Here is a 23,423-nt window from a genome sequence, read left to right as displayed (position 1 = left end):
TGGGCCGACGACCTCACCGCAGGACGCACCGAGAGGACCCGCCATGAGCGCCGACGAGCCGCGCGAGCCCGCGCTGCACGTCCCCGTGCTGCTCGACCGGGTCGTCGAGCTCCTCGGTCCCGCCCTCGCCACCGAGGGCGCCGTCCTCGTCGACTGCACCCTGGGCCTGGCCGGGCACTCCCTCGCCCTGCTGGACGCGCACCCCGGTCTGCGGCTGATCGGCCTGGACCGCGACCCCGACGCCCGGGCCGAGGCCGCCCGCCGGATCGCCGCCGCCGGCCACACCGACCGGGTCACCCTGGTCCCCGCGGTCTTCGACGAGCTGGCCGACGTGCTCGCCGAGCTCGGCGTCGACGAGGTGCAGGGCGTGCTCTTCGACCTCGGCGTCTCCTCGCTGCAGCTGGACCGGCCCAGCCGGGGCTTCAGCTACTCCACCGACGCCCCGCTGGACATGCGGATGGACCCCAGCACCCCGCTCACCGCCGCCGAGGTGGTGAACACGTACTCCCACGGGCAGCTCGCCCGGGTGCTCTCCACCTTCGGTGAGGAGCGCTTCGCCGGCCGGATCGCCTCCGCGGTGCTGCGGGAACGGGAGAAGGAGCCCTTCACCGGCACCGCCCGCCTCGCCGAGCTGGTCCGCGACTCGATCCCCGCCGCCACCCGGCGCACCGGCGGGCACCCGGCCAAGCGGACCTTCCAGGCCCTGCGGATCGAGGTCAACGACGAGCTCGGCGTGCTCACCCGGGTGCTGCCCGACGCCGTCGAGGCCCTCGCCGTCGGCGGCCGGCTCGTCGTCATCACCTTCCACTCCCTGGAGGACCGGATCGTGAAGCAGGCCCTCGCCGTCGGCGCGACCGACGGCACGCCGCCGGAGATGCCGTTCCCGATGCCCGAGCTCGCGCCCACGCTGCGCCTGCTCACCCGGGGCGGCGAGGCCCCGAGCGACGCCGAGACCACCGACAACCCCCGGGCCGCCTCGGCCCGGGTCCGCGCAGCCGTTCGCCTCCGGAGGGCAGCCCGATGAGCGCCACCGCACGGGTCCACACCGGGTCGCTCCGCGCCCGGGCGACCGCACCCGCCGGCCCCCGCACGAGCCCCCGCGCGAACCCGCGGCCGACCCGGCGGACCGGCCCGGTGCACGTCCGGCCGGCGCTGCGGCTGGTCTCGGCCCCGGTCGGCACGCCGGCCCGTCCGCGCCGGGTGGCCGCCCCCAAGCGCCGTCGGGCGCCCTTCGTCGTCCTCGTGGTGTCGCTGCTGGCCGGCACCGCGCTGGCCCTGCTGCTGCTCAACACCGCCATCGCGGTGAACTCCCTGGACGCCACCCAGCAGCGGGCCGCCAACGCCGAGCTCGCCCAGCAGGTCGAGCGGCTGGAGCAGCAGGTCACCACCGCCCGCACCCCGGCCGAGCTCGCCGCCGCGGCCGCTGCCGCCGGGCTGGTCCCCGCCGGGGCGGCCGGCCACCTCGTCATCGCCCCCGACGGCACCTCCGTCGTCCGGGGCACCCCCGCACCGGCCACCGTGCCCGGCGCAGACCCGGCCGGAGGCTGACACCCGTGGCGACCCGACCCTCCGACCCGTCCCGCCGCGCCCCCCGCCCCGCCGGGTCCGGCACCCGCCCCGCGGGCAGCCGCGACGCCCTGCGGCCGCGCCGCGAGCCGGGCACCCGCCGCGCCCGCGGCATGTCGCCGCAGATGCGCACCCGCCGCAACCGGCTCGGGCTGGGCTTCATGGTCGTGCTGCTGGTCGCCGTCGTGGGCAAGCTCGTCGTGCTGCAGGGCATCGACGGCGGCGCCTACGCGCAGGCCGCGGAGAACGACCGCATGCAGACCTTCGACATCGCCGCCATCCGCGGCGAGATCGTGGACCGGGACGGCAACCGGCTCGCCTACTCCGTGCAGGCCAGCCGGGTGGTCGCCGACCCCTCGATCGTCACCGACCCCTCGCGCACCGCGCTGGCGCTGACCACCCTGCTCGACGTCCCGGTCTCCACGCTGACCGAGCAGCTGTCGGCCGACGGTCGGTACGAGGTGCTCGCCGGGCAGGTCGACACCGCCACCACCGACGCGATCACCGAGCTCGGGCTCGCCGGGATCTTCTTCGAGGACGACCCGGTGCGGCTCTACCCCGCGGGCACCGTCGGCGGGCAGATCGTCGGCTTCGTCGGCCGGGACGGCGACGGGCTGGCCGGCATCGAGCAGACCTACCAGGACGTGCTGGCCGGCAGCGACGGCGAGCGCCGCGTCGAGACCGGCGCCGGTGGCGTGCCCATCCCGGCGGGGATCGACGACTCCACCCCCGCGGTGGACGGCGGCACCGTCACGCTGACCATCGACGAGGACCTCCAGTTCATGCTGCAGCAGCGGCTGGACACCGAGTGCGCCAACGGGCTCACCACCCGCGGCTCCGGGGTCGTCCAGGACGTGCAGACCGGGGAGATCGTGGCCATGGCCACCTGCCCGGGTTACGACCCGGCGCAGGCGCGCTCCACCGACCCCTCGCTGCTGGGCAACGCCGCGGTCTCCGACGTCTTCGAGCCCGGCTCGGTGATGAAGGCGGTGACCCTGGCCGCCGCCGTCGAGGAGGGCGTCGCCACCCCGGACACCGTGCTGTCGGTGCCCGGCCACATCCAGGCCGGCGACCGGGTGGTCACCGACGCCCACGACCACGCCCCGATCGACTGGACCGTCACCGGCATCCTGGCCAAGTCCAGCAACGTCGGGACGATCATGCTGGCCCGCGAGGTCGGCGACGAGCGCCTCGAGGAGTACATGCGGGCGTTCGGCCTGGGCTCCACCACCGGCGTCGAGCTGCCCGGGGAGAGCGCCGGCATCCTGCAGGACTCCGCGGACTGGACCGCCAGCCGGGCGGCCAACATCCCGATCGGGCAGGGCGTCTCGGTGACCGCGCTGCAGATGGCGTCGGTCTACCAGACCATCGCCAACGGCGGCGTCCGGATCGAGCCCCGGCTGGTCTCCTCGGTCACCGCCGCCGACGGCACCGTCACCCCGACCCAGCAGCCCGCGGGCACCCGGGTGGTCAGCGAGTCCACCGCCGACCAGCTGGCCTACATGCTCGAGGCCGTCGTCGGCCCCGGCGGCACCGCGCCCCTGGGCGAGGTCGACGGGTTCCGGGTCGCCGGCAAGACCGGGACGGCGCAGCGGGCCAACCCCGACTGCTCCTGCTACGAGGGCGGCGGCTACTTCACCACCTTCATCGGCTTCGCCCCGGCCGACGCCCCCCGCTACGTGGTGGCCGTCGACCTCGAGCGCCCGACCAGCTCCGCCGAGGGCGGCCAGGTCGCCGCCCCGGTGTTCGCCGACGTCATGCAGTACGCCCTCACCGCGGCCGGCGTGACGCCCTCGGGCACCACCCGCCCGGACTTCCAGCTGACCGGCACGGCCCCCACCGAGTGAGGCACCGGCGACCCGGCCACCCCGGGTCGCTGGTCGGGTGGAGGTCGGCACGCCGGTAGATTGGAGTCCCGTGAGCACTGCTGTGGGCACCCCCCTGTCGCAGCTGGCCGACCTCCTCGGCCGGCCCGTCCAGGGCGATCCCGGCACCACGCTGACCGGGGTGACCCTGGCCTCGGGCCGGGTCGGTCCCGGTGACCTGTACGCCGCCCTGCCCGGGGCCCGGGTGCACGGTGCCTCCTTCGCCGCCGAGGCCGTGGAGCGCGGAGCCGTCGCGCTGCTGACCGACCCCGCCGGCGAGCAGGCCTGCACGGCGACCGGCGTCCCGGTCTGCGTCGTCCCCGACCCGCGGGCGGTGCTCGGTGACGTCGCCTCCCGGGTGCACGGGCGGCCGAGCGAGGCGCTGACGGTGCTGGGCATCACCGGCACCAACGGCAAGACGACGACGGCCTACCTGGTCGAGGCCGGGCTGGCCGCGGCCGGCTGGAGCAGCGGCCTGATCGGCACCGTGCAGACCCGCACCCGCGGCACCGGCCCGGACGGCGCCCCCGTGGTCACCGAACTGCCCAGCGTGCGCACCACCCCCGAGGCCCCCGACCTGCACGCCCTGCTCGCCGGCATGCGCCGCGACGGGGTGCGCGCGGTGGTCATGGAGGTCTCCAGCCACGCCCTGGTGCTGGGCCGGGTCGGCGGCGTCGCGTTCGCCGCGGCCGGGTTCACCAACCTCTCCCGCGACCACCTGGACTTCCACGGCGACGTGGAGAGCTACTTCCAGGCCAAGGCCCGGCTCTTCGACGGCCGCGCCGCCCGCGAGGTGGTCGACGTCGACGACGAGCACGGCCGCCGGCTGGTGGGGGAGCGCACCACCACGGTCTCCGGCCGGGGTGCGGCCGCCGACTGGCGCGCCACCGAGGTGACGACGACGCCCGACGGCGGCTCGGCCTTCACCCTGCACGGCCCCGGCGAGCGCTCCTGGCCGGCCCGGCTGCGGCTGCCCGGGGCGTTCAACGTGGCCAACGCGGTGCTCGCCGTCGCCCTGCTGGACGCCGTCGGGGTCGCGGTGGACGACGCGCTGACCGGCATCGCCGCGACCGTCGTTCCGGGCCGGATGGAGCCGGTGGACGCCGGGCAGCCCTTCGTCGCCGTCGTGGACTACGCGCACACCCCCGACGCGGTCGCCACCGCGCTCACGGCGCTGCGGGCCACCACGACCGGCCGGGTGCTCACCGTGCTCGGCTGCGGCGGGGACCGCGACCCCGGCAAGCGGGCCGGGATGGGCGCGGCGGCCGCCGCGGGCAGCGACCTCCTGGTGGTGACCGACGACAACCCGCGCTCGGAGGACCCGGCCGCGATCCGCGCCGAGATGCTGGCCGGCGTCCCCGCTGACGCCGGCGCCGAGGTGCTGGAGGTCGGCGACCGGCGTGCCGCGATCGAGGCGGCGGTCGCGGCCGCAGGTCCGGGTGACACCCTGCTGGTCGCCGGCAAGGGCCACGAGACCGGCCAGGACGTCGCCGGTGTGATCAGCCCCTTCGACGACCGGGTCGAACTGCGACGAGCACTGGAGGCGCGAGCGTGATCCCGTTCAGCCTCACCGAGGTGGCCACCGCCGTGGGCGGCGAGCTCACCGGCACCGACGCGACCGTCACCGGGTCGGTGACCGTGGACTCCCGCACCGCCGGCCCCGGCGACCTGTACGTCGCCTTGCCCGGCGAGCGGGTCGACGGCCACGACTTCCTCGCCGCCGCCGCATCCGCCGGCGCGGTCGGTGCGCTGTCCACCCGGCCCGACGACGCCGGCACCCCGGTGGTCGTGGTCGCCGACCCGGTGGTCGCCCTGGGGCGGCTCGCCCACGCGGTGCACGAGCGGCTCACCGGCCTGACCACGGTCGGCATCACCGGCTCGTCGGGCAAGACCTCCACCAAGGACCTCCTCGGCCAGGTGCTGGGCACCGTCGGCGCCACGGTCAGCCCACCCGGCTCGTTCAACAACGACATCGGCCTGCCGCTGACCGTGCTGGCCGCCGACGCCGACACCCGTTTCCTCGTCCTGGAGATGGGCGCCCGCGGCGTCGGGCACGTCGCCCGGCTCTGCGCCGTCGCCCGCCCGGACGTCGGCGTGGTGCTCAACGTGGGCTCGGCGCACCTGGGCGAGTTCGGCAGCGCCGACGTGATCGCCACCGCCAAGGGCGAGCTGGCCGAGGCCGCCGCGTCGGTCGCGGTGCTCAACGCCGACGACCCGCGGGTGCGCGCCATGGCCGACCGGGCCACCGCCCGGGTGCTGCTCACCGGCACCGCGGACGACGCCGACGTCCGGGCCACCGACGTCGAGCTCGACGGCGCCGCGCGCGCCTCGTTCACCCTGCACGCCGCGGGGGAGACCCACCCGGTCCGGCTCCAGGTCGTCGGCGCCCACCAGGTCGCCAACGCGCTGTCGGCCGCCGGCGCCGCGCTCGCCGCCGGGCTCACCCCCGCCCAGGTCGCGACCGGGCTGTCCGGGGCCACCGCGCAGAGCCGCTGGCGGATGGAGGTCACCGAGCGCCCCGACGGCGTGACGGTGGTCAACGACGCCTACAACGCCAACCCCGAGTCGATGCGGGCCGCCCTGGCCGCCCTGACCGGGATGACCGGCACCCGCCGGGTCGCCGTGCTGGGTGCCATGGGCGAACTCGGCCCGGGTGCCGACGCCGCCCACGCCCGGCTCGGCGCGGACGCCGCCGCCGTGGTCGACCTGCTCGTCGCGGTCGGCCCAGACGCCGCGGGGATCACTGCCGGGGCACGCGCCCTGCGAGAGGAGTCGGTGCACGTGCCGGACCGGGCCGCCGCCCGCCAGCTGCTCGCGGGGGTGCTCCGCCCGGGCGACGTCGTCCTGGTGAAGGCCTCCCGCTCCTACGGCCTCGAGCAGCTGGCCGCCGATCTCCTCACCGACGGAGCCCCCTCGTGAAGTCCGTCCTCGTCGCGGCCGGCTTCGGCCTGGTCATCTCCATCCTGCTGACCCCGGTGGCCATCAAGGCCTTCCGCAGCCGGGGCTTCGGCCAGGAGATCCGGGACGACGGCCCGGAGAGCCACCTGTCCAAGAAGGGCACGCCCACCATGGGCGGGACGGTGATCGTGTTCGCCACGGTCGCCGGCTACTTCATCTCCCACCTGTTCCTGCTCGGCCAGGAGGGTCGCGGGGTCACCACCACCGGCCTGCTGCTGCTCTTCCTGCTGGTCGGGCTGGGCACGGTCGGCTTCCTCGACGACTACCTGAAGATCGCGCACCGGCGCAGCCTGGGGCTGAACAAGACCGCCAAGCTGGTCGGCCAGCTCGTCGTCGGCCTGGTCTTCGCCGGCCTGGCGCTGATCGAGGGCGACGGGCCCGGGGGTCAGGCGGTCGCCTCCACCACGGTCTCCTTCGTCCGGGAGATCGCCCCGCTGGCCATGCCCGCGGTGCTGTTCATGGTGCTGGCCTACCTCTTCATCGCCGGCTTCTCCAACGCGGTGAACCTCACCGACGGCCTGGACGGGCTGGCCGCGGGCTGCTCGGCGATGGTGTTCGGCGCCTACGTGGTCATGTCGTTCTGGCAGTTCGGGCACGACTGCTCCGCCGGGGTGGTCGCCGGCTGCTACACCGTGCGCGACCCGCTGGACGTGACCCTGGTGGCCGCGGCCGCGATGGGCGCCTGCCTGGGCTTCCTGTGGTGGAACACCTCCCCGGCCCGGATCTTCATGGGCGACACCGGCTCGCTGGCCCTCGGTGGGCTGATGGCCGGCATCGCGATCGTCACCCGCACCGAGCTGCTGCTGGTCGTCATCGGCGGGCTCTTCGTGGCCATCACGCTCTCGGTGGTCATCCAGGTCGCGTTCTTCAAGGCCACCCGGCGCCGGGTCTTCCGGATGGCGCCCCTGCACCACCACTTCGAACTGGCCGGGTGGGCCGAGAACACCGTGATCGTCCGGTTCTGGCTGGTCACCGCCATGTCGGTGGCCCTGGGCATCGGGCTGTTCTACGCCGACTGGCTCGACCTCACGGGGCTGTAGGTGGACGCCCCCCTCGGTCGGGTCCTCGTCTGCGGCCTGGGGGTGTCCGGGGCCGCGGCCGCCCGGGTGCTGCTGGCCCGCGGCGACACCGTGCTGCTCGCCGACGGCGGCGCACCCGCCGCCCGGGCCGAGCTGGAGGCCGCGGGTGCGGTCTGGCTCGGCGCGGTCACCGAGGTGCCCGACGACGTCGACCTCGTGGTCACCTCCCCGGGCTGGCGCCCGGACTCCCCGCTGCTGCTGTCCGCGGCCCGGTCCGGGATCGAGGTGGTCGGCGAGCCCGAGCTGGCCTGGCGGCTGCGGCTCCCGCTGCCCTCGGGGGAGCCGGCACCCTGGTACGCCGTCACCGGCACCAACGGCAAGACGACGACGGTGACCATGCTGGAGTCGGTGCTGCTGGCCGGCGGGCTCCGCGCGGTCGCCGCCGGCAACGTGGGCCGCCCGCTGGTCGAGGTGGTCACCGCGGTCGAGCCCGACGGCACGCCGACCTTCGACGCGGTCGCGGTCGAGCTGTCGAGCTTCCAGCTGCACTGGTCGTCGTCGCTGGCCCCGGCCGCCGCGGCCGTGCTGAACGTGGCTGACGACCACGTCGACTGGCACGGCAGCCCGGAGGCCTACCGGGACGCCAAGGCACGCGTCCTGGCGCTCACCCCGGTGGCCGTCGCCGACGCCGGCGACCCGGTCGCCGCCTCCCTGGTCCGCGAGCACCGGCACCCGGTGACCGTCACCCTCGAGGAACCCCAGCCCGGTCAGCTCGGCGTCCGCTCCGGTGCGCTGGTCGACCGTGCCTTCGCGGCCTCCCCGGCCGGGGAGGTGCTGGTCGAGCAGTCCGCGCTGCAGGTGAGCGGACCGCACAACGCGGTCAACGCCCTCGTCGCCGCGGCGCTGGCCCGGGTGGCCGGGGTGTCCGCGGCCGACATCGGCCGGGGGCTGGCCGGCTTCCGCGGCGGTGCGCACCGCAACGTGCTGGTCGGCACGGTGGACGGGGTGGACTTCGTCGACGACAGCAAGGCCACCAACCCGCACGCCGCCGGTGCCTCGCTGGCCGCCTACCCCCGGGTGGTCTGGATCGCCGGCGGGCTGCTCAAGGGCGCCGACGTCGACCCGCTGGTGGCCGCGGTGGCCGCCCGGCTGGCCGGGGTGGTGCTCCTGGGCCGCGACCGGGAGCTGCTGGCCCGGTCGTTGGCCCGACACGCCCCCGCGGTCCCACGGATCGTCGTCCCCAGCGGTGATGATGCAGCCGTGACGAGTGTGACTGGAGAGACGGCTGAGGTCGTGATGGAGCGGGTGGTGCGGGCAGCCGTGCAGCTCGCCCGTCCCGGCGACACCGTTCTGCTCGCCCCCGCCGCCGCGTCGATGGACGTGTTCACCGACTACGGGCACCGGGGCCGCGCCTTCGCCGACGCGGTCCGCGCCCTGCGCTGACGGGGGCCCGCATGGCCAGCACGACCACCACCCGCCCGACCACCCGCTCCGCCACGGGGTCCGCCGCCGCACGCAAGCGGGGTGAGGCGGCGGTCCGCGGACCGCTGTTCCGGGCGCCGGCCTGGCTCGAGGGGCCGATGACCAGCTCCCAGCTGGTGCTCGGCTCGGCCGGGCTGCTGCTGTCCATCGGCCTGGTGATGGTCTTCTCGGCCTCCAGCATGGAGTCTGCGCTCAACGACGGGTCGCCCTGGGCGCCGGGTCTCAAGCAGGTCGCGGTCGCCTTAGCCGGGCTGATCGGCATGTTCGTGGCGCTGCGGCTGCCGGTCGGGCACCTGCGCCGCTGGTCGGGCATCGCGCTGCTGCTGTCCTTCGTGCTGCTGATGGCCGTGCTGGTGCCCGGCATCGGCAAGGAGCTCAACGGCGCCCGGCAGTGGATCAACCTGGGCGTGACGGACTTCCAGCCCTCGGAGTTCACCAAGCTGGTCTTCGCGCTGTGGGGCGCCCACGTCATCGCCGTCCGCGAGCGTTGGCTGACCACGTCGTCCCTGCTGGTCCCGGTGCTGCCGGTGTTCGCGATGCTCAGCGGGCTGCTCATCCTCGAGCCCGACATGGGCGCGGTGGTCAGCCTGGGCCTGGTGCTCGCCGGCCTGCTCTGGGCCGGTGGCATCTCCGGGCGGCTGATCGCCTGCGGGGTGGGCATCGCCGCCGGCATCGTGGCGCTGATGGTCGCCCTGGCGCCCTACCGGCTGGCCCGGGTCACGTCGTTCCTGGACCCCTTCGCCGACCCGCTCGGCGACGGGTTCCAGGCCGTCCGCGGCCTCTACGCGCTGGCCACCGGCGGCTTCTGGGGCGTGGGGCTGGGCAACAGCCGGATGAAGTGGAACCTGCTGCCGCACGCCGAGAGCGACTACATCTTCGCGATCATCGGCGAGGAGCTCGGCTTCCTCGGCTGCCTGGTCGTGATCACCCTCTACGGCGTGCTGGCCTACGCCGGCTTCCGCATCGCCCGCCGCTCGGCCGACCGGTTCATCCAGCTGGCCAGCATCGCTATCACCGTCTGGCTGATCGGCCAGGCCACGATGAACATGGGCTACGTCGTCGGGCTGCTCCCGGTCACCGGCGTGCAGCTGCCGCTGGTCTCCGCCGGTGGCACGTCGATGGTCATCACGCTGTTCATCGTGGGTCTGCTGGCCCGGTTCGCCCGCTCCGAGCCCGAGGCCATCGCGCACCTGCGGGCCCACCGCCAGGCCGTGCCCGTCGGGCGGCTCGGCCGGCTGGGTCGCTGGCTGCTGCCGGTGCCCCCGAACGCCGTCGACCCGCTGCCCACCGTGGGACGCCGTCGTCCCACCGCCGACGCGCAGCGTCGGCCGGCCGGGCGCACCGTGGCCCGGGTCCGCGACGGGCGGGCACCGGCGCCCGCGGCACCGGTCGCACCCCCCGCCCGGCAGACTGGCCGGGACCGCCCGACCGGGCGCAGCGCGCCGGCCCGCACCCCGTCCCACACCCCGTCCCGAGACCAGGGTGCCCCCCGTCCCCGGACGGACCGGCCCGCACGTCCCCGGTGAGCCCCTCGACCCCTGTGAGACTGCACCCGTGACTGCGCCACCCCCCACCCGCTCCCGCCCCGTCAGCGTCGTCCTCGCCGGCGGCGGCACCGGCGGCCACATCGAGCCGATGCTCGCCCTGGCCGACGCCCTCGTCCGGCGCACCGGCACCCCCGGCGGCGCCCCCCGGGTGACCTGCCTGGGCACCGCACGCGGCATGGAGACCCGACTGGTCCCGGCCCGCGGGCACGAGCTGCGGCTCATCCCGCCGGTCCCGCTGCCCCGCAAGCCCACCCTGGACCTGCTGCGCGTGCCGGGCCGGGTCCGCCGGTCGGTCGCCGACACCCGGGCGCTGCTGCGCGAGCTGGACGCCGACGTCGTCGTCGGGTTCGGCGGCTACGTCGCGCTGCCGGCCTACCTGGCGGCCCGGCTGGAGAAGGTGCCCGTCGTGGTGCACGAGCAGAACCCGCTGCCCGGCCTGGCCAACCGGGTCGGTGCCCGGATCGCCGCCCGGGTCGCCGTCACCACCCCCGGCACCCCGCTGCGCGGCGCCGTGCACGTGGGCATGCCGCTGCGCCCGGCCATCACCGGCCTGGACCGGGCGGCGCTGCGCGCCGAGGCCCGCGCGCACTTCGGGCTGGACGCCGGCGGGCCCACCCTGCTGGTCTTCGGCGGCTCCCAGGGCGCCCGCTCGCTGAACACCGCGGCCACCGGCGCGGCCGACGCGCTCACCGCCGCCGGGGTCCAGGTGCTGCACGCCCGGGGCCCGAAGAACACCGAGGTGTCCGTGCCCGCCCGCCCGGCCGGTTCGGCGCCCTACGTGGTCGTGGACTACCTGGAGCGGATGGACCTGGCCTACGCCGCGGCCGACCTCGCCCTGTGCCGCTCGGGCGCGGTGAGCGTGGCCGAGCTGTCCGCCGTCGGGCTGCCCGGGGCGTTCGTGCCGCTGCCGATCGGCAACGGCGAGCAGCGCCGCAACGCCCTGCCCGTCGTCGAGGCCGGGGGAGGGCTGCTGGTCGACGACGCCGACCTCTCCCCGGCCTGGATCACCGGCACCTTGCTGCCGCTGCTCACCGACCCCGCCCGGCTGGCCGAGCTGTCCCGGCACGCCGCCGCGGCCGGGGTGCCCGACGCCGACGAGAAGCTCGCCGACCTGACCCTGGAGGTGGCCCGGTGAGTGCTGCGGACGTCGCCGCCTGGCGCGACCCGATCCCGACCCTGGAGTCCCTGGGCGCGGTGCACTTCATCGGCATCGGCGGGGCCGGGATGAGCGGCATCGCCCGCATCCTGCTGGCCCGCGGGGTCGCCGTCTCCGGCAGCGACCGGCGCGACACCCCCACCCTGCTGGCGCTGGGTGCCCTCGGTGCCCGGATCGAGGTCGGGCACGACGCGGCCCACCTCGGCGACGCCGGCACCGTCGTCGTCTCCACCGCCATCCGCCCGGACAACCCGGAGCTGGTCGCCGCCCGCGAGCGGGGCCTGCGGGTGCTGCCGCGCGCGGTCGCGCTGGCCGCGGTGATGGCCGGGCGGCGCAGCGTCGCCGTCGCCGGCACGCACGGCAAGACCTCGACCACCTCGATGCTCACCGTCGCGGTCCAGGCCTGCGGTGCCGACCCCTCCTTCGCCATCGGCGGCGACCTCAACGAGTCCGGCTCCAACGCCCACGCCGGCAGCGGCGACGTGTTCGTCGCCGAGGCCGACGAGAGCGACCGCTCGTTCCTGCTGCTGGCCCCCTTCGCCGGCATCGTCACCAACGTCGAGGCCGACCACCTCGACAACTACGGCGACCTGGCCGCCGTCGAGGCCGCGTTCGACACCTTCCTGGGCACGATCCACCCCGCCGGGCTCCTGGTGCTCTGCCGGGACGACCCGGGCGCCGCGCGGCTGGCCGACGTACCGACCACCGCGGCCCGGGTGCGCACCTACGGGCGGGGCGCGGACGCCGACCTGCAGGTCCGCGACCTCGTCGTCGGCCCCGAGGGCACCAGCTGGACCGCGGTGCTCGACGGCACCGAGATCGGCCGGGTCTCCATCCGGCTGCCCGGGGAGCACATGGCCCTCAACAGCGCCGCGGCGCTGCTGACCGGCCTGGAGCTGGGCTTCCCGGCGGCCGACCTGATGGCCGGCCTGGCCCGCTTCGGCGGCGTGCACCGCCGGTTCGAGCTCAAGGGGACCGCCGCCGGCGTGCGGGTCTACGACGACTACGCCCACCACCCCACCGAGGTCACCGCCCAGCTGAGGGCCGCGCGCGCCGTGGTCGGCGACGGTCGCCTGGTGGTGCTCTTCCAGCCGCACCTCTACAGCCGCACCGCCGAGTTCGCCGACGGCTTCGGCACCGCCCTCGGGCTGGCCGACGAGGTCGTGGTGATGGAGGTCTACGGCGCCCGCGAGGACCCGGTGCCCGGGGTGACCGGCGCGCTGGTCGCCGAGCGGGTGCCTCTCCCGGCCGACCGGGTGCACTTCGAGCCGTCGTGGTCCGCGGCCGCCGCCGCGGTCGCCGGCCGGGCGCGGCCCGGTGACCTGGTGCTCACGATGGGCGCCGGGGACGTCGTCATGGTCGGCCCGGAGATCCTCACCGCCCTGACCGACCGGCCCGGGGACGACCAGCGGTGAGCCGCCAGGGGAGCACCACCCGGGACCGCACCCGCGGCGCCCGGCGCGGTGCGACCCCCGCGGGCGGCTCGACCGTCACCCGCATCCGGCCCAAGCTGGACCGGCGGCGCAAGCGGCTGGTCGTGCTCGGGTCGGTGGTCCTGCTGGTCGCCGTGGCGGCCTGGGTGGTGCTGGCCAGCCCCCTGCTGGCCGTGCGTGCCGTCCAGGTCGACGGCACCCGGACCCTCAGCGTCGAGGAGGTGCGCCAGGTGGCCGGGGTGGCCGAGGGCACCCCGCTGGTGCGGGTCGACACCGCCGCCGCCGCCGCGCGGGTGTCCGCGCTGCCGCAGGTCGCCTCCGCCGAGGTCACCCGGGGCTGGCCCGACCGGGTGGTCGTCACCCTCGTGGAGCGCACGCCGGTCGCGGTCGTGGAGTCCGCGGGCACGCGCTCGCTGGTCGACGCCACCGGCACCGTGTTCGACACGATCACCGGTGATGCGCCGGCCGGCGTCGTCCCGCTGCAGGTCACCGACCCCGGCCCGGACGACGCCGCCACCCGCGCGGCGCTGGCCGCGGTGGTGTCCCTGCCCGACGCCGTCCGCAGCCAGGTCACGTCGGTGACGGCCACCGGCGGGGACGACGTCACCCTCACCCTGGTCGACGGCACCACCGTGCTGTGGGGGAGCGCCGAGCAGGCCGACCGCAAGGCCGAGGTGCTCGCCGCGGTGCTCGACCAGCTGGCCGCCGGCACCGTCGACCCGGCCGCCCAGATCGACGTCAGCTCCCCGGAGGCCGTGGTCCTGAGGTGACCCTCCGCCGGTGAGGCACGGCAGGGTGTCCCCATGAGCTCACCGACGGGTCCCCAGCCGATCAGCCGCTTCCCGGTGCCCGAGCGCGCCGACCTGCCCGAGGACCTGCGGGAGAGGTTCGACACGGTCGAGGAGAAGTCCGGGTTCCTCCCCAACGTGTTCGCCGCGCTGGCCTGGCGCCCCGACGAGGCGCGGGCGTTCTTCGCCATGCACGACGCGCTGATGGACAAGGAGACCCCCGGGCTGTCCAAGGCCGACCGGGAGGTCGTCGTGGTGGCCACCAGCGCGGCCAACGACTGCCTCTACTGCGTGGTCGCGCACGGCGCGATCGCCCGGGTGCGCTCCCGCGACCCGCACCTGGCCGACCAGGTCGCGGTCGACTGGCGCAAGGCCCCGGTGGACGCCCGGATGAAGGCGGTGCTCGAGGTCGCCGTCACCCTGGCCCTGCGCCCCGCGGAGGTCACCGCGGCGGACCTGGCCTCCCTGCGGGGCCACGGCCTGACCCAGGACGACGTGTGGGACCTGGGCATGATCGTGGGCTTCTTCGCCCTGTCCAACCGGCTGGCGCACGTCGCCGCGATCCCGCCGAACGAGGAGTTCTACCTGATGGGCCGGCTCCCGCGCTGAGCCTCGTGCCGGGGTCCGCGACACGCCCGGGCCGGGCCGGGTCTCGAACGAGACGGGGCCGAGCCGCCCGTCCGGGCTCGACCCGGGGATGAGACGCTCACGGGGCGGGTCGTCACCAGCCGTGAGGCGCGAGTGACGGACGGGTCGAGGGCGCCCGCTGAGGCACCTCGTCGCCGACACGCCGGGCCACCGGAGCGTGCTGGCGTGCGGCACCCGGCGCACCTAGCTTCGTCACCAACGACGAGTTGACATAACCATAATGCTCAATCTGAGGATGAGGGTCCAGCACCATGACACCTCCGCACAACTACCTCGCGGTCATCAAGGTCGTCGGCATCGGCGGCGGCGGGGTGAACGCGGTCAACCGCATGATCGAGGTCGGCCTCAAGGGCGTCGAGTTCATCGCGATCAACACCGATGCCCAGGCGCTGCTGATGAGCGACGCCGACGTCAAGCTCGACGTCGGCCGTGAGCTCACCCGCGGCCTGGGCGCCGGTGCGCAGCCCGACGTCGGCCGCCAGGCCGCCGAGGACCACCGCGAGGAGATCGAAGAGGTGCTCAAGGGCGCCGACATGGTCTTCGTGACCGCCGGCGAGGGTGGTGGCACCGGCACCGGTGGCGCGCCCGTCGTGGCGTCCATCGCCCGCAAGCTCGGCGCGCTCACCATCGGCGTGGTCACCCGCCCGTTCTCCTTCGAGGGCAAGCGGCGGGCCGTGCAGGCCGAGTCCGGCATCGACGAGCTGCGCAACGAGTGCGACACGCTGATCGTCATCCCCAACGACCGGCTGCTGCAGCTGGGCGACCGGAACGTGTCCGTGATGGACGCCTTCCGCACCGCGGACCAGGTGCTGCTGTCCGGTGTCCAGGGCATCACCGACCTGATCACCACCCCCGGCCTGATCAACCTGGACTTCGCCGACGTCAAGTCGGTCATGTCCGGTGCGGGCTCGGCCCTCATGGGCATCGGCAGCGCCCGCGGGGACAACCGCGCGCTGCTGGCCGCCGAGCAGGCCATCGCCTCGCCGCTGCTGGAGGCCTCGATGGAGGGCGCCCACGGCGTGCTGCTGTCGATCTCCGGTGGCTCGGACCTGGGCCTGTTCGAGATCAACGAGGCCGCCTCGCTGGTCTCCGACGCCGCGCACGCCGACGCCAACATCATCTTCGGTGCCGTCATCGACGACGCCCTGGGTGACGAGGTGCGGGTGACCGTCATCGCCGCCGGGTTCGACGGCGGCAAGCCCAGCGGGACCAACCGCAAGGACGCCCAGCCCGCCGCCCAGGCGCCGGCCACCCAGTCCCTGCCGGTCACCCCGCAGCGCCCGCAGACCCCCGCACCCACGCAGACCGGCGAGCGGCTGGTCGCCCAGCCCCGCCAGCAGGCCTCCCACACCTCCGGCGGGCAGACCTCCACCCCCCGGCACGGTCAGCCGGCCCAGGGCGGTGGCATCACGGTCCCGCCGCTGCCGCCCATCCCGGGCCCGGTCTCCGGTCAGCGTCGCCCGCTGGCGTCGGAGGACTTCGAGGAGGAGCTCGACATCCCCGAGTTCCTCCGCTCGACCTGAGCGACGAGCGCATGAGCACGACCGATCCGGCCGCCCCGCCGACCCGGTCCCTCCGTCCCCGACGGGTGGTGACCGACCGGCGGGGCGGCCGTTCGTCGTCCCCGTACCACCACTTCAACCTGGGCGGGCACGTCGGCGACGACCCGGCCGCCGTCACGGCCAACCGGGAGCGGCTGGCCCGCGAGCTGGGGGTCGAGACCGCCGACCTGGTCTGGATGTCCCAGGTGCACGGCACGGCCGTCGAGGTGGTCACCGGCCGACAGACCGGGCCGCCGCCCGAGGCCGACGCCCTGGTCACGGCCACCCCCGGCCTGGTGCTCTGCGTGCTGGTCGCCGACTGCGTGCCCGTGCTGCTGGCCGACCCGGTCGCCGGGGTGGTCGCCGCGGTGCACGCCGGCCGGGAGGGCGTCCGCCAGGGCGTCGTCCCCGCCGCACTGCGCGCGATGGCCGACCTGGGCTCCCGGCCCGGGGACGTGCAGGCCCTGCTGGGTCCCGCCGTCTGCGGACTGGACTACGAGGTGCCACGGGCGATGGCCGACGAGGTGGCGCGGGTGGCCCCCGACGCCGCCGTCCGCTCCCGCCGGGGCACCCCCGCCCTGGACCTGCGGGCCGGACTGACCCAGACGCTGCACCGCGCGGGGGTCGGCCAGGTGGTGCAGGACCCCCGCTGCACGGTGGAGGACCGGGTGCTGTTCAGCCACCGCCGGGACGGCGTCACCGGGCGCCAGGCCGGCGTCGTCTGGCTGGAGCCCCGCTGAGCCCCGACCGGATGACCGAGGCGCTGACCGCCGTGCGCACCCGGGTCGACGACGCCGCCCGGGCCGCCGGTCGGGACCCCGCCGACGTCGCGCTGCTGGCGGTCAGCAAGACCTGGCCGGCCGCCGACGTCGCGGCGCTGGCAGCGCTGGGGCAGCGGGACTTCGCGGAGAACAAGGTGCAGGAGCTGACCGGCAAGGCCGCCGAGCTCGCCGACCTCGACCTCCGCTGGCACCTGGTCGGCCAGCTGCAGCGCAACAAGGCCACCGCGGTGGTCGGCCTGGGTGCCGTCGTGCAGTCGGTGGACCGGGCCTCGCTCGTCGAGCGGCTGGCCGGGGTCTCCGAGCGGGCCGAGGTGGTCACCGACGTCTTCGTCCAGGTCGACCTCGGCGGGCCCGAGGGCCGGACGGCGGCCCGCGGGGGAGCCGACCCCGGCGACGTCCCCGGGCTGGCCGACCTGGTCGCGGGATCGGCGTCGTTGCGGCTGCGCGGCCTGATGGCCGTCGCCCCCCGCGAGGCACCGCCCGGACCGGCGTTCGCCCAGCTCGGCGTCCTGTGGGAGCGGGTCCGCGGGGACCACCCGGAGGCCGCCGAGCTGTCCGCCGGGATGAGCGCGGACCTCGAGGAGGCGGTCGCCGTGGGCGCCACGCTGGTGCGTGTCGGTACCGCGCTGTTCGGACGGCGGCCCCTAGCCTCCGGAGCAGGACCAGCGTGACACGTGGGTCCCGTGGGACTCGCGAGACGCACTGCGCACCGCACACGACGCACTGCCACGACACACCGCACACGACACACACGAGAGGGGGCCCTCCGATGGCCGGAGCCATGCGCAAGATGGGGATCTACCTCGGGCTCGTCGAGGACGACGACGCCCGCGCCGCCTACGGGCGGTACGACGCGCGACAGTCCGAGTACGACGACCGGGACGACCGCCACGCCGGTGGTCGCGCCGACCGCCGCGACCGGTACGGCTACCGGGACGAGCCGGTGGACGGCTACGCCGACACCGACTACCCCTCGCAGGAGTTCGTCTCCGAGGAGGTCCCGGTCCAGGAGCTGGCCCCCGAGCCGGTGCTGCCCCGCCGCAGCGGGTCACCCCGCCGGCTGGACCTGGCCCCCGCGCCGTCCCCGTCGGTCGGCCTGGGCCGCCCCGCGGGTGCCACGGCCGCCACGGCCGCCTCCGGCCCGCTGGCCGCCGGGCTCGCCGTGCGCGAGCCGGTGGCCGCGCCGCTGCCCCCGGTCGTCACCGCCCCGCCGGTGAAGGCCTACAAGATCACCACCCTGCACCCCCGCACGTACAACGAGGCCCGCACCATCGGTGAGCGCTTCCGCGACGGCCAGCCGGTCATCATGAACCTCAGCGACATGGACGACGCGGACGCCAAGCGCCTGGTCGACTTCGCCGCGGGTCTGTCGTTCGGGCTGCACGGTAGTATCGAGCGAGTCACGGCCAAGGTGTTCCTGATCAGTCCGCAGGGCACCGACGTGACGGCTGAGGACAAGGCCCGCATCCGTGAGGGCGGCTTCTTCAACCAGTCCTGACCCCCCGTGGGGCTGGTGACCACCGGTCACGGCCCCACCCTGAGCGAGCGAGGACCGTGTCCCTTCTCCTGCAGATCGTGTCATCGGTGCTGCTCGTGTTCCTGATCCTGCTGTTCGCCCGCTTCGTGGTGGACTGGGTGATGGTCCTGGCCCGCAGTTGGCGCCCCGCCGGCGTCGTCGCCGCGGGCCTCGAGGTCGTGTACGCAGTGACCGACCCGCCGCTCAAGGCGATCCGCAAGGTCATCCCGCCGTTGAACCTGGGCACCATCAGGTTGGACCTCGGGTTTATGGTGCTCCTGATCGCCGTGTTCATCCTGCGCGGCATCGTGGACTCCTTGGCCTTCCAGTTCGCGTGATCCCCGTTCCGCGGAACGGGCTCGCCAGACCTGGGTGGCCGATGGACGCCGCCCGTCTGACACAGTCCCTGTTCCTCCCGTCCGACCCGAGGTGACCCGATGCCACTCACGCCCGCCGACGTGCACAACGTCGTCTTCAAGAAGCCGCCGATCGGCAAGCGTGGCTACGACGAGGACGAGGTCGATGCCTTCCTCGACGTCGTCGAGGCCGAGCTCGCCCGGCTGATCGAGGAGAACAACGAGCTGCGCACCAGCAGCGGTGGTTCCTCCGCGAAGGACGAGCGTCCGGCCGAGCGGCCCGAGCCCGTCCAGGCCGCTGCCGCCCCGCCGCCGCCCCCGCCCGCTGCCTCGCCCTCCCGCGAGGACGACGGTGTGCGCGCCTCCCGGATGCTGACCCTGGCCACCGAGACGGCCGACCGGTACGTCAACGAGGCCAAGCAGCAGGCCGACCAGCTGGTCGGCACCGCCAAGACCAACAGCGACCGGATGCTCACCGACGCCCGCACCAAGAGCGAGGCGCAGCTGGCCGAGGCCAAGCAGCGTGCCGACTCGATGGTGGGCGACGCCCGCACCCGCGCCGACACGATGGAGCGCGAGGCGCGCGCCAAGGCCACGGCCCTGGACCAGGAGGCCGAGCGCAAGCACGTCGAGGTCATGGGTTCACTGGAGGAGAAGCGCAGCAGCCTGGAGCGCAAGATCGAGGAGCTGCGCACCTTCGAGCGCGAGTACCGCACCCGGCTGCGCTCCTACCTCGAGTCGCACCTGCGTGACCTGGACAGCCGCGGTTCCGCGGAGCCGGCGTCCAACGCCCGGCAGAACCAGCACGCCGGCGCCTGAGAGAAGGACCCCGGTGCCCCCCACCCCGAGCTGACGCTCGCGGCGGGTCCCTGCACCGGGGCCGTACGAGAGCCCCCACCGACAGCTGTCGGTGGGGGCTCTCGCGCGTGTGGGCCCGGTTACGCTCCCCGGGTGATCGCGCTGGCTGGGCTGCTCGTCCTCGTCGCCGTCGCCCTGCTGGTGGGCGGCCTGTCCGGCGGCGACACCGTCCTGCTGTGGTCCTCGGTGGGGGTCAGCGGGCTGGCGGCGGTCGTGCTGACCGTGCAGACGGTCCGCCGCAACCGGGCCACCGCAGCGAAGGCCGCGGCAGCGAAGGCCGCGGCGGCCCCTGAGCCCGTGGTCGCCGGCAAGCCGGTGGTCGTCGCCGAGGAACCGGCGGTCGTCGAGGAGCCGGTGGTCGCCGCCGAGACCCCGGGGGCGGTGGAGCCGGTCGTCGGGAAGCGCGCCACGCGGCCCGCCGCCACCCGTGCGACCTCCTCGGACGGGGAGCCGGCGGAGGAGGAGGTCGAGGTGACCGACCTGCTGCTGGTCATCGACCTGACCGACGAGGTCGTCGTCGTCGACGAGCACCCGCGCTACCACCTGGCCGGCTGCTCGCAGACCGCCGGTGCGGAGGAGATCCCGCTCCCGCTGGTGGAGGCCCGCCAGGACGGCTTCACCGCGTGCGGCGTGTGCTGCCCCGACCAGCACCTCGCGGCGGCCGAGCGTTCCCGCCGGGCCGCCGCGAAGAGCCAGACCGCCTAGCCGGCGGCCCGGGCCACCCAGAAACGGGAGCCGTCCGGGCCCTCGGTGCCCTCGCCGGCGCCTGCGGTGCCGGCGTGCACGGTCGTGGCCAGGACCTCGCCGGACAGCGCGGGGGCGGCCTCGGTGAGCGCCTGCGCCAGCTGGCCGTCGGCGGTCCACCACAGCTCGATCCGGTCGCTGACCTCCAGGCCGGAGGACTTCCGCAGGTCCTGGACCAGCCGCACGGCCTCGCGGACCAGCCCGGCCCGCTCCAGCTCGGGGGTCAGCGTGAGGTCCAGGGCCACGGTCAGGCCACCGGCCGAGGCCACCGTCCAGCCCTCGCGCGGGGTCTCGGTGACCACGAGGTCGCCGTCCTCCAGCGGGACGTCGACGCCGTCCACCGGCACGGTCGCCGTGCCGGCCCGGTAGGCCGCGACGAGGGTCGCGGCGTCCTGCGCTGCGACCGCCTTCGCCACCGCCTGCACCTGCTTGCCCATCCGTCGTCCGACGGCGCGGAAGTCGACCTTGAGGCTGACGTCGACGAGGTCGCCCTCCACGGCGGAGAGCTCGGTCAGCTCGGCGACGTTCAGCTCGTCGGCCACCTCGGCGACCAGGTCCCGCGGCAGCGCGGACCAGCCCGAGGCCGCGACCAGCGCGCGGGCCAGCGGCTGCCGGGTGCGCACCTTGGAGGCGGTGCGGGCCGAGCGGCCGAGCTCGACGAGCCGGCGGACCAGCGCCACCTGGTCGACCAGGGTGTCGTCCCGGGCCGCCTCGTCCACGGACGGCCAGGTGCTCAGGTGCACCGAGTCGACCGGCCCGGGGAGACCGGGGGCGACGACCTCGTGCCACACCCGCTCGGTGACGAACGGGGTGAACGGGGCCATCAGCCGGGTCAGCCCGTCGAGCACCTCGTGCAGGGTGCCCAGCGCGGCCGGGTCCCCCTCCCAGAAGCGCCGGCGGGAGCGTCGGACGTACCAGTTGGAGAGGTCGTCGACGAAGCCGGCGATCAGCCGACCCGCGGTCTGGGTGTCGAAGGCCTCCAGGGCGTCGGTGACGCCGGCGGTGACCTGGGCCAGCTCGGCCAGTGCCCAGCGGTCCAGCAGCGGCCGCTCGGCGGCCGCGGGGGCGGGGGAGGCGGCCGGGTCCCAGCCGTTGGTGCTGGCGTAGAGGCTGAAGAAGCTGGCGGTGTTCCAGTAGGTCAGCAGCACCTTGCGGACGACCTCGGACAGCGTGGTGTGCCCGACCCGGCGGGCCTGCCACGGCGAGCCGCCGGCCAGCATGAACCAGCGGACGGCGTCGGCCCCGTGCTGGTCCATCAGCGGGATGGGCTCGATGGTGTTGCCCAGGTGCTTGCTCATCTTCCGGCCGTCCTCGGCCAGGATGTGGCCCAGGCAGAGCACGTCCTCGTAGGAGCTCTTCCCGAACACCAGGGTGCCCACGGCCATGAGCGTGTAGAACCAGCCGCGGGTCTGGTCGATGGCCTCGGCGATGAACTGTGCCGGGTAGGCGGCCTCGAACTGCTCCTGGTTGCGGTGCGGGGCACCCCACTGCGCGAAGGGCATCGACCCGGAGTCGTACCAGGCGTCGATGACCTGGCGGACCCGGCGGAAGGTGCCCTCCTCCCCGGGCAGGGTGAAGGTGACGTCGTCGATGAAGGGCCGGTGCGGGTCGAGGTCGGCGAGGTCGCGGCCGGTGAGCTCGGACAGCTCGGCCAGCGACCCGATCGCCACCATCCGCGAGGGGTCCAGCTCGTTGCGCCAGATCGGCAGGGGGGTGCCCCAGTACCGGTCGCGGGACAGCGCCCAGTCGACGTTGTTGCGCAGCCAGTCGCCGTAGCGGCCCCACTGCACGTTCTCCGGGTGCCAGGTGGTGCCGGCGTTCTCGGCCAGCAGCTGGTCCTTGATCTCGCTGGTGCGGATGTACCAGGAGGGCTGGGCGTAGTTGATCAGCGGCGTGTGGCAGCGCCAGCAGTGCGGGTAGGTGTGCTCGTAGCGGTGCTCCCGCCACAGCACGCCCCGGTCGGCCAGCGCCTGCACCAGCGTGGGATCCGCGGCCTTGAAGAAGTGCCCGCCGACCAGCGGCACGTCGGCGTGGAAGTGCCCGGTGGAGTCGATCGGGTTGACCACCGGCAGGCCGTAGGACCGGCAGGTGGCGAGGTCCTCGGCGCCGAAGGCGGGGGACTGGTGCACCAGGCCGGTGCCGTCGTCGAAGGTCACGTAGTCGGCCAGCAGCACGTAGTGCGCGTCGCCCTCGGGGAACTCCACGAGGTCGAACGGGCGCTGGTAGTGCACCCGCTCCCAGTCCCGGCCGACGGTCGTGGCCAGCACCTCGTAGGGCACGTCGGCGCCGAGGACGGCGGCGACCAGCGGCTCGGCGATGACGACGGTGCGCTCGCGGCCCTCGTGCTCGGCGCGCACCACCAGGTAGGTGACGTCGGGGTTGACCGCGACCGCGGTGTTGCTCGGCAGCGTCCAGGGCGTCGTCGTCCAGACCAGCAGGTCGGCCTTGCCGGCCCACTCGCCGCTGGTGACCGGCAGCGAGACGTAGACCGAGGGGTCGGTGACCGTCTCGTAGCCCTGGGCCACCTCGTGGTCGCTCAACCCGGTGCCGCAGCGCGGGCAGTAGGGGGCGACCCGGTGGTCCTCGGTGAGCAGGCCCTTGTCGAAGACGGTCTTGAGCGACCACCAGACGCTCTCGATGTAGGCCGGGTCCATCGTCCAGTAGGCGGTGGACATGTCCACCCAGTAGCCCATCCGGTCCGTCAGCTCGCTGAAGGCGTCCACGTGCCGCTCCACCGAGGCCCGGCAACGGGCGTTGAACTCGGCGATCCCGTACCGCTCGATGTCGGGCTTGCCGGCGAAGCCGAGCTCCTGCTCCACGGCGATCTCCACCGGCAGGCCGTGGCAGTCCCAGCCGGCCCGGCGGGGCACGTGGAAGCCCTGCATCGTCTTGAACCGGGGGAAGACGTCCTTGAACGCCCGGGCCTCGATGTGGTGGGTGCCCGGCCGGCCGTTCGCCGTCGGCGGGCCCTCGTAGAAGTTCCACTGCGGGCGGCCCGCGGACTGGGCCAGCGAGCGGGCGAAGACGTCGTCCCCGGCCCACTGGTCGAGGACCTCGTGCTCGAGGGCGGGCAGGTCGACCTGCGGGGGGAGGGCGCGGAACGGGGAGGACGGGCTCACACGTCCCATCCTCCCAGCCCCCGCCAAGCCGCCTGCGCGGGATCG

At 75.0% G+C, this 23,423-nt stretch carries 20 protein-coding genes; 19 read left to right on the top strand and 1 reads right to left on the bottom strand.

Going from position 1 to position 23,423, the window contains the following annotated elements; all coding sequences use genetic code 11:
• Window positions 1-43: 43 nt before the first annotated feature.
• From rsmH to ASG36_RS01085, 19 genes are all read left to right on the top strand, one after another.
• Window positions 44-1,024, top strand: coding sequence for a 16S rRNA (cytosine(1402)-N(4))-methyltransferase RsmH (gene rsmH / locus ASG36_RS01175; protein WP_055758349.1), 981 nt, complete (start codon window positions 44-46; stop codon window positions 1,022-1,024).
• Complete coding sequence (locus ASG36_RS01170; protein ID WP_055758346.1) at window positions 1,021-1,548, top strand: hypothetical protein; 528 nt, start codon at window positions 1,021-1,023, stop codon at window positions 1,546-1,548. Before rsmH ends, ASG36_RS01170 begins: the two co-directional genes overlap by 4 nt.
• Window positions 1,549-1,553: 5 nt before the next feature.
• The gene (locus ASG36_RS01165; protein ID WP_055758344.1) at window positions 1,554-3,413 is read left to right on the top strand and encodes a penicillin-binding protein 2; all 1,860 of its coding nucleotides are present in this window, start codon (window positions 1,554-1,556) and stop codon (window positions 3,411-3,413) included.
• Window positions 3,414-3,483: 70 nt separating this feature from the next.
• Window positions 3,484-4,986, top strand: coding sequence for a UDP-N-acetylmuramoyl-L-alanyl-D-glutamate--2,6-diaminopimelate ligase (locus ASG36_RS01160; protein WP_082522699.1), 1,503 nt, complete (start codon window positions 3,484-3,486; stop codon window positions 4,984-4,986).
• On the top strand, window positions 4,983-6,350 hold the full coding sequence (gene murF, locus ASG36_RS01155) for a UDP-N-acetylmuramoyl-tripeptide--D-alanyl-D-alanine ligase (RefSeq protein WP_055758338.1): 1,368 nt from the start codon (window positions 4,983-4,985) through the stop codon (window positions 6,348-6,350). The genes ASG36_RS01160 and murF overlap by 4 nt, the downstream gene beginning before the upstream one ends.
• Entirely contained in the window at window positions 6,347-7,429 is a 1,083-nt protein-coding gene (mraY, locus tag ASG36_RS01150; protein WP_055758335.1) for a phospho-N-acetylmuramoyl-pentapeptide-transferase, read from the top strand. The genes murF and mraY overlap by 4 nt, the downstream gene beginning before the upstream one ends.
• Window positions 7,430-8,851: a UDP-N-acetylmuramoyl-L-alanine--D-glutamate ligase gene (gene murD / locus ASG36_RS01145; protein WP_055758332.1), complete on the top strand. Its 1,422-nt coding sequence runs from the start codon at window positions 7,430-7,432 to the stop codon at window positions 8,849-8,851.
• 11 nt (window positions 8,852-8,862) lie between these two features.
• Window positions 8,863-10,416 (top strand): putative lipid II flippase FtsW, encoded by a 1,554-nt coding sequence (gene ftsW, locus ASG36_RS01140; protein WP_082522698.1) that lies wholly within the window; start codon window positions 8,863-8,865, stop codon window positions 10,414-10,416.
• Between the two features lie 109 nt (window positions 10,417-10,525).
• Complete coding sequence (locus ASG36_RS01135; protein WP_369794073.1) at window positions 10,526-11,572, top strand: glycosyltransferase; 1,047 nt, start codon at window positions 10,526-10,528, stop codon at window positions 11,570-11,572.
• A complete protein-coding gene (murC, locus tag ASG36_RS01130; RefSeq protein ID WP_055758329.1) occupies window positions 11,569-13,008 on the top strand; it encodes a UDP-N-acetylmuramate--L-alanine ligase in 1,440 nt (479 codons plus the stop codon). Before ASG36_RS01135 ends, murC begins: the two co-directional genes overlap by 4 nt.
• Window positions 13,005-13,796, top strand: a complete 792-nt coding sequence (locus ASG36_RS01125) for a cell division protein FtsQ/DivIB (RefSeq protein ID WP_055758326.1) — start codon at window positions 13,005-13,007, stop codon at window positions 13,794-13,796. The genes murC and ASG36_RS01125 overlap by 4 nt, the downstream gene beginning before the upstream one ends.
• Window positions 13,797-13,829: 33 nt before the next feature.
• Window positions 13,830-14,423 carry a peroxidase-related enzyme gene (locus ASG36_RS01120; RefSeq protein WP_055758323.1) on the top strand — a complete coding sequence of 198 codons (594 nt, stop codon included), beginning with the start codon at window positions 13,830-13,832 and terminating at the stop codon, window positions 14,421-14,423.
• Between the two features lie 290 nt (window positions 14,424-14,713).
• On the top strand, window positions 14,714-15,985 hold the full coding sequence (gene ftsZ / locus ASG36_RS01115) for a cell division protein FtsZ (protein ID WP_055758321.1): 1,272 nt from the start codon (window positions 14,714-14,716) through the stop codon (window positions 15,983-15,985).
• A gap of 11 nt (window positions 15,986-15,996) precedes the next feature.
• Window positions 15,997-16,743 carry a peptidoglycan editing factor PgeF gene (gene pgeF, locus ASG36_RS01110; protein WP_055758318.1) on the top strand — a complete coding sequence of 249 codons (747 nt, stop codon included), beginning with the start codon at window positions 15,997-15,999 and terminating at the stop codon, window positions 16,741-16,743.
• Window positions 16,744-16,754: 11 nt separating this feature from the next.
• The gene (locus ASG36_RS01105; RefSeq protein ID WP_055758315.1) at window positions 16,755-17,456 is read left to right on the top strand and encodes a YggS family pyridoxal phosphate-dependent enzyme; all 702 of its coding nucleotides are present in this window, start codon (window positions 16,755-16,757) and stop codon (window positions 17,454-17,456) included.
• A 98-nt stretch (window positions 17,457-17,554) separates the two neighbouring features.
• Window positions 17,555-18,283 carry a cell division protein SepF gene (locus tag ASG36_RS22950; protein ID WP_055758312.1) on the top strand — a complete coding sequence of 243 codons (729 nt, stop codon included), beginning with the start codon at window positions 17,555-17,557 and terminating at the stop codon, window positions 18,281-18,283.
• Between the two features lie 86 nt (window positions 18,284-18,369).
• Entirely contained in the window at window positions 18,370-18,639 is a 270-nt protein-coding gene (locus ASG36_RS01095; RefSeq protein WP_235494469.1) for a YggT family protein, read from the top strand.
• 99 nt (window positions 18,640-18,738) lie between these two features.
• Window positions 18,739-19,476 (top strand): DivIVA domain-containing protein, encoded by a 738-nt coding sequence (locus ASG36_RS01090; RefSeq protein WP_055758305.1) that lies wholly within the window; start codon window positions 18,739-18,741, stop codon window positions 19,474-19,476.
• A gap of 132 nt (window positions 19,477-19,608) precedes the next feature.
• Window positions 19,609-20,220: a hypothetical protein gene (locus ASG36_RS01085; protein WP_055758302.1), complete on the top strand. Its 612-nt coding sequence runs from the start codon at window positions 19,609-19,611 to the stop codon at window positions 20,218-20,220.
• Here ASG36_RS01085 and ileS read toward each other — a convergent pair.
• On the bottom strand, window positions 20,217-23,378 hold the full coding sequence (ileS, locus tag ASG36_RS01080; protein WP_235494468.1) for an isoleucine--tRNA ligase: 3,162 nt from the start codon (window positions 23,376-23,378) through the stop codon (window positions 20,217-20,219). The two genes, ASG36_RS01085 and ileS, sit on opposite strands and share 4 nt — an antisense overlap.
• Between the last annotated feature and the right edge of the window lie 45 nt (window positions 23,379-23,423).

This window comes from Geodermatophilus sp. Leaf369, assembly GCF_001424455.1.
In the GTDB taxonomy this organism is placed as follows: domain Bacteria; phylum Actinomycetota; class Actinomycetes; order Mycobacteriales; family Geodermatophilaceae; genus Klenkia.
The sequence above is the reverse complement of the archived record's forward strand: the minus strand, read 5'-3'. Positions and strand labels throughout refer to the sequence as shown.

Bases quoted from the DNA above. Each gene is read 5' to 3' on its own strand.
- rsmH (WP_055758349.1), top strand. From the start codon at position 44: ATGAGCGCCGACGAGCCGCGCGAGCCCGCGCTGCACGTCCCCGTGCTG.
- ASG36_RS01170 (WP_055758346.1), top strand. From the start codon at position 1,021: ATGAGCGCCACCGCACGGGTCCACACCGGGTCGCTCCGCGCCCGGGCG.
- ftsW (WP_082522698.1), top strand. From the start codon at position 8,863: ATGGCCAGCACGACCACCACCCGCCCGACCACCCGCTCCGCCACGGGG.
- ASG36_RS01135 (WP_369794073.1), top strand. From the start codon at position 10,526: ATGCTCGCCCTGGCCGACGCCCTCGTCCGGCGCACCGGCACCCCCGGC.
- ASG36_RS01120 (WP_055758323.1), top strand. From the start codon at position 13,830: ATGAGCTCACCGACGGGTCCCCAGCCGATCAGCCGCTTCCCGGTGCCC.
- ftsZ (WP_055758321.1), top strand. From the start codon at position 14,714: ATGACACCTCCGCACAACTACCTCGCGGTCATCAAGGTCGTCGGCATC.
- pgeF (WP_055758318.1), top strand. From the start codon at position 15,997: ATGAGCACGACCGATCCGGCCGCCCCGCCGACCCGGTCCCTCCGTCCC.
- ASG36_RS01105 (WP_055758315.1), top strand. From the start codon at position 16,755: ATGACCGAGGCGCTGACCGCCGTGCGCACCCGGGTCGACGACGCCGCC.
- ASG36_RS22950 (WP_055758312.1), top strand. From the start codon at position 17,555: ATGGCCGGAGCCATGCGCAAGATGGGGATCTACCTCGGGCTCGTCGAG.
- ASG36_RS01090 (WP_055758305.1), top strand. From the start codon at position 18,739: ATGCCACTCACGCCCGCCGACGTGCACAACGTCGTCTTCAAGAAGCCG.